Source organism: uncultured Psychroserpens sp., from assembly GCF_947503375.1.
In the GTDB taxonomy this organism is placed as follows: domain Bacteria; phylum Bacteroidota; class Bacteroidia; order Flavobacteriales; family Flavobacteriaceae; genus Psychroserpens.
On record NZ_CANNDQ010000017.1, the window covers coordinates 1 to 5,604 of the forward strand.

2 tRNA genes and 3 rRNA genes are annotated in these 5,604 nt (G+C 44.8%); all 5 read right to left on the reverse strand.

Annotated elements, in window-relative coordinates:
- Nucleotides 1-113: 113 nt before the first annotated feature.
- A 5S ribosomal RNA gene (rrf, locus tag Q0876_RS15530) occupies nucleotides 114-221 on the reverse strand.
- A gap of 113 nt (nucleotides 222-334) precedes the next feature.
- A 23S ribosomal RNA gene (locus Q0876_RS15535) occupies nucleotides 335-3,151 on the reverse strand.
- 176 nt (nucleotides 3,152-3,327) lie between these two features.
- Nucleotides 3,328-3,401, reverse strand: a tRNA-Ala gene (locus Q0876_RS15540).
- A gap of 76 nt (nucleotides 3,402-3,477) precedes the next feature.
- Nucleotides 3,478-3,551 (reverse strand) — tRNA-Ile (locus tag Q0876_RS15545).
- Nucleotides 3,552-3,636: 85 nt separating this feature from the next.
- Nucleotides 3,637-5,162, reverse strand: a 16S ribosomal RNA gene (locus Q0876_RS15550).
- Together the 16S, 23S and 5S rRNA genes with 2 tRNA genes alongside form the textbook arrangement of a ribosomal RNA operon.
- Nucleotides 5,163-5,604 lie beyond the last annotated feature (442 nt).

Here is a 5,604-nt window from a genome sequence, read left to right on the forward strand (position 1 = left end):
TTTAAGTCTTCATAGAAAGTATTATTTATTAGTTTATTTATGATTATTGGTGTAAAGATTAGATTTTAGATTAAAAACAAAAACCCTTACTAAATAAATAGTAAGGGTTTAAAAATAGGCGGCGACCTACTCTCCCACGAGTGCAGTACCATCGGCGCTAATGGGCTTAACTTCTCTGTTCGGAATGGTAAGAGGTGAGCCCCATCGCTATAACCACCTTAAATCTTTCGGCGTATGTATTATCAAATACTTAACCGTATATAATAACATATTGAAAAAAGTCGATAAATCGAATCACATAAAAAATATTGTTGTTACTCTAAAAAAACAGGCGTACAATAAGCCTATGGGCTATTAGTACTACTTGGCTATGACATTACTGCCTTTACACCTATAGCCTATCAACGTGGTCATCTTCCACGACCCTTTAAAGAAATCTCATCTTGTGGTAGGTTTCGCGCTTATATGCTTTCAGCGCTTATCCTTTCCCAACGTAGCTACTCTGCAATGCCACTGGCGTGACAACAGATACACCAGAGGTTAGTCCAACTCGGTCCTCTCGTACTAGAGTCAGATCCACTCAAATTTCTAACGCCCACTGTAGATAGAGACCGAACTGTCTCACGACGTTCTGAACCCAGCTCGCGTGCCACTTTAATGGGCGAACAGCCCAACCCTTGGGACCTTCTCCAGCCCCAGGATGTGACGAGCCGACATCGAGGTGCCAAACCCCCCCGTCGATATGAGCTCTTGGGGGAGATCAGCCTGTTATCCCCGGCGTACCTTTTATCCTTTGAGCGATGGCCCTTCCATGCGGAACCACCGGATCACTATGCTCTACTTTCGTACCTGATCGACCTGTATGTCTCTCAGTCAAGCTCCCTTATGCCATTGCACTCTACGCACGGTTACCAAGCGTGCTGAGGGAACCTTTAGAAGCCTCCGTTACTCTTTTGGAGGCGACCACCCCAGTCAAACTACCCACCAAGCACTGTCCCTCGTTAGAGGTTAGACTCTAGATAAGCAAAGGGTGGTATTTCAACAATGACTCCACAACGCCTAGCGACGCCGCTTCAAAGTCTCCCACCTATCCTACACATTACTTATCCAAAACCAATACTAAGCTATAGTAAAGGTGCACGGGGTCTTTTCGTCCCACAGCGGGTAATCGGCATCTTCACCGATACTACAATTTCACCGAGCTCATGGCTGAGACAGTGTCCAGATCGTTACACCATTCGTGCAGGTCGGAACTTACCCGACAAGGAATTTCGCTACCTTAGGACCGTTATAGTTACGGCCGCCGTTTACTGGGGCTTCATTTCAGATCTTCGCCGAAGCTAAACCCTCCACTTAACCTTCCAGCACCGGGCAGGTGTCAGGCCCTATACATCATCTTTCGATTTAGCAGAGCCCTGTGTTTTTGATAAACAGTCGCCTGGACCTTTTCACTGCGGCCTACCGAAGTAGGCGACCCTTCTCCCGAAGTTACGGGTCAATTTTGCCTAGTTCCTTAGCCATGAATCTCTCGAGCACCTTAGAATTCTCATCCCAACTACCTGTGTCGGTTTAGGGTACGGGCTGCTTCACTCGCTTTTCTTGGAAGTCGCTTCTCTGGATTATCACCTTGACCGTAGTCTCAGTGTACTATCGCCGTGTTACCACTGGCTTCAACGTGCATTTCCGTCAGCACGCACCAAATATACGCCTCCGTCACTTTTAACGTGAGCAGGTACAGGAATATTAACCTGTTGTCCATCCACTTCCCCTTTCGGGTTCGCGTTAGGTCCCGACTAACCCTCAGCTGATTAGCATAGCTGAGGAAACCTTAGTCTTTCGGTGTGCGGGTTTCTCGCCCGCATTATCGTTACTTATGCCTACATTTTCTTTTGTAGCTTCTCCAGAATGCCTCACAGCAAACCTTCGACGACACTACAATGCTCCCCTACCACTTTTACAAGTCCATAGCTTCGGTAGTATGTTTATGCCCGATTATTATCCATGCCGAACCGCTCGACTAGTGAGCTGTTACGCACTCTTTAAATGAATGGCTGCTTCCAAGCCAACATCCTAGCTGTCTAAGCAGTTCAACCTCGTTTATTCAACTTAACATACATTTGGGGACCTTAGCTGATGGTCTGGGTTCTTTCCCTCTCGGACATGGACCTTAGCACCCATGCCCTCACTGCTGATTAACATTTTATAGCATTCGGAGTTTGTCAGGAATTGGTAGGCGGTGAAGCCCCCGCATCCAATCAGTAGCTCTACCTCTATAAAACTATAAATCAACGCTGCACCTAAATGCATTTCGGGGAGTACGAGCTATTTCCGAGTTTGATTGGCCTTTCACCCCTACCCACAGGTCATCCGAAGACTTTTCAACGTCAACCGGTTCGGGCCTCCACTATGTGTTACCACAGCTTCACCCTGCCCATGGGTAGATCACACGGTTTCGCGTCTACCACTACTAACTAAAGCGCCCTATTCAGACTCGCTTTCGCTACGGCTGCGGACCTGAAGTCCTTAACCTTGCTAGCAACGGTAACTCGTAGGCTCATTATGCAAAAGGCACGCCGTCACCCTAATGGGCTCCGACCGCTTGTAAGCGTATGGTTTCAGGATCTTTTTCACTCCTTTATTCAAGGTTCTTTTCACCTTTCCCTCACGGTACTAGTTCACTATCGGTCTCTCAGGAGTATTTAGCCTTAACGGATGGTCCCGCCAAATTCATACAGGGTTACACGTGCCCCGCACTACTCAGGATACCACTATCAATAACGATCTTTACTTATACGGGACTATCACCCTCTATGGTCACTATTTCCAAAGTGTTCTAATTCATTACGCATTAAATATCGTGGTCCTACAACCCCAATATTGCCGTAACAATACTGGTTTGGGCTAATCCGAGTTCGCTCGCCGCTACTATCGGAATCACTTTTGTTTTCTTCTCCTCCGGGTACTTAGATGTTTCAGTTCTCCGGGTTCGCCTCCTTTCGGATACTATATCTTCAATATAGTGGGTTGCCCCATTCGGATATCTACGGATCAATTTGTATGTGCCAATCCCCGCAGCTTTTCGCAGCTTATCACGTCCTTCATCGCCTCTGAGAGCCTAGGCATTCCCCATACGCTCTTATGTAGCTTATTGTACTTTTTGTCTTTTTAATGAGTTATAATTAATTAAAAGCTCGTAAACTTTAACTAATTATGATTTAATACAACAATAAATTGTTGTATTTATTTTTATGTATCTTTTTTCAATATGTCAATGAACTTGTGGCGAGTCGCCACAAACAAATTATCTGTCGCAAACTTATGCCATTGTGGAGAATACCGGAGTCGAACCGGTGACCTCCTGCGTGCAAGGCAGGCGCTCTAGCCAGCTGAGCTAATTCCCCTTCTTAAATTCAGAATGTAAAATTCAGAATTACGAATTTAGAATCCTACAGCTTCCAGAATTTCCTTTATTATTAGTAGTCTCAGGCAGACTCGAACTGCCGACCTCTACATTATCAGTGTAGCGCTCTAACCAGCTGAGCTATGAGACTCTACTATAATAGATTAATTAAATTAACAGCTAAAGAATAAACTATCTTTTTCCCTACTTCATCTCGCTTAGTCGTCTTTCTCTAGAAAGGAGGTGTTCCAGCCGCACCTTCCGGTACGGCTACCTTGTTACGACTTAGCCCTAGTTACTAATTTTACCCTAGGCCGCTCCTTACGGTGACGGACTTCAGGCACTCCCAGCTTCCATGGCTTGACGGGCGGTGTGTACAAGGCCCGGGAACGTATTCACCGCATCATGGCTGATATGCGATTACTAGCGATTCCAGCTTCACGGAGTCGAGTTGCAGACTCCGATCCGAACTGTGATAGGTTTTATAGATTCGCTCCTACTCGCGTAGTGGCTGCTCTCTGTACCTACCATTGTAGCACGTGTGTAGCCCAGGACGTAAGGGCCGTGATGATTTGACGTCATCCCCACCTTCCTCACGGTTTGCACCGGCAGTCTTGTTAGAGTTCCCATCTTTACATGCTGGCAACTAACAACAGGGGTTGCGCTCGTTATAGGACTTAACCTGACACCTCACGGCACGAGCTGACGACAACCATGCAGCACCTTGTAAAGTGTCCGAAGAAAAAACTATCTCTAGTCCTGTCACTCTACATTTAAGCCCTGGTAAGGTTCCTCGCGTATCATCGAATTAAACCACATGCTCCACCGCTTGTGCGGGCCCCCGTCAATTCCTTTGAGTTTCATTCTTGCGAACGTACTCCCCAGGTGGGTTACTTATCACTTTCGCTTAGCCACTCAGACCAAAGTCCGAACAGCTAGTAACCATAGTTTACGGCGTGGACTACCAGGGTATCTAATCCTGTTCGCTCCCCACGCTTTCGTCCATCAGTGTCAGTATATTATTAGTAATCTGCCTTCGCAATTGGTATTCTATGTAATATCTATGCATTTCACCGCTACACTACATATTCTAACTACTTCATAATAACTCAAGATAACCAGTATCAAAGGCAATTCTACAGTTGAGCTGCAGACTTTCACCTCTGACTTAATTATCCACCTACGGACCCTTTAAACCCAATGATTCCGGATAACGCTTGGATCCTCCGTATTACCGCGGCTGCTGGCACGGAGTTAGCCGATCCTTATTCTTACAGTACCGTCAAAACTCTACACGTAGAGCGGTTTCTTCCTGTATAAAAGCAGTTTACAACCCATAGGGCAGTCTTCCTGCACGCGGCATGGCTGGATCAGAGTTGCCTCCATTGTCCAATATTCCTCACTGCTGCCTCCCGTAGGAGTCTGGTCCGTGTCTCAGTACCAGTGTGGGGGATCCCCCTCTCAGGGCCCCTACCTATCGTTGCCATGGTATGCCGTTACCACACCATCTAGCTAATAGGACGCATACTCATCTCTTACCACCGAAGCTTTAATAATAATAAGATGCCTTATCATTATACTATGGAGTATTAATCTTCATTTCTAAAGGCTATCCTCCTGTAAAAGGTAGATTGTATACGCGTTACGCACCCGTGCGCCACTCGTCAGCAAAAGAGCAAGCTCTTCTCTGTTACCGTTCGACTTGCATGTGTTAGGCCTGCCGCTAGCGTTCATCCTGAGCCAGGATCAAACTCTTCATCGTTAAATCTTAAATATTATTTAACAACTAATCGAAATTGTTTAATTTCAGTACTCAAAATGGTCTATTCTTTGTCTTAGAAATTATCGTTTCCAATAACTTCCTTACGCTGTCAATTCAATATGTTAATGAACTTTTTTTCTATATCTCTTAAGCACTTTATCACTTAAGCGGGTGCAAATATAAAACCCTTTTTTTATTCCCACAATACCTTTTTTACTTTTTTTTGAAATTATTTTATAAATCCCTGAAAACGCAATAAATATTATGAACTAACTAACCTTATCCCGTTAGCGGCTGCAAATATACAACCTCTATTTATTTATAACCAAAACTTTTCTAAACTATTTTTTTATTTAACCCCTAAACCAAACTTCAAACGCTAGAAATGAAGACTTTATAAACCTAAAATAAATCCTCTAATATCTATAAAAAGAAATTCCAA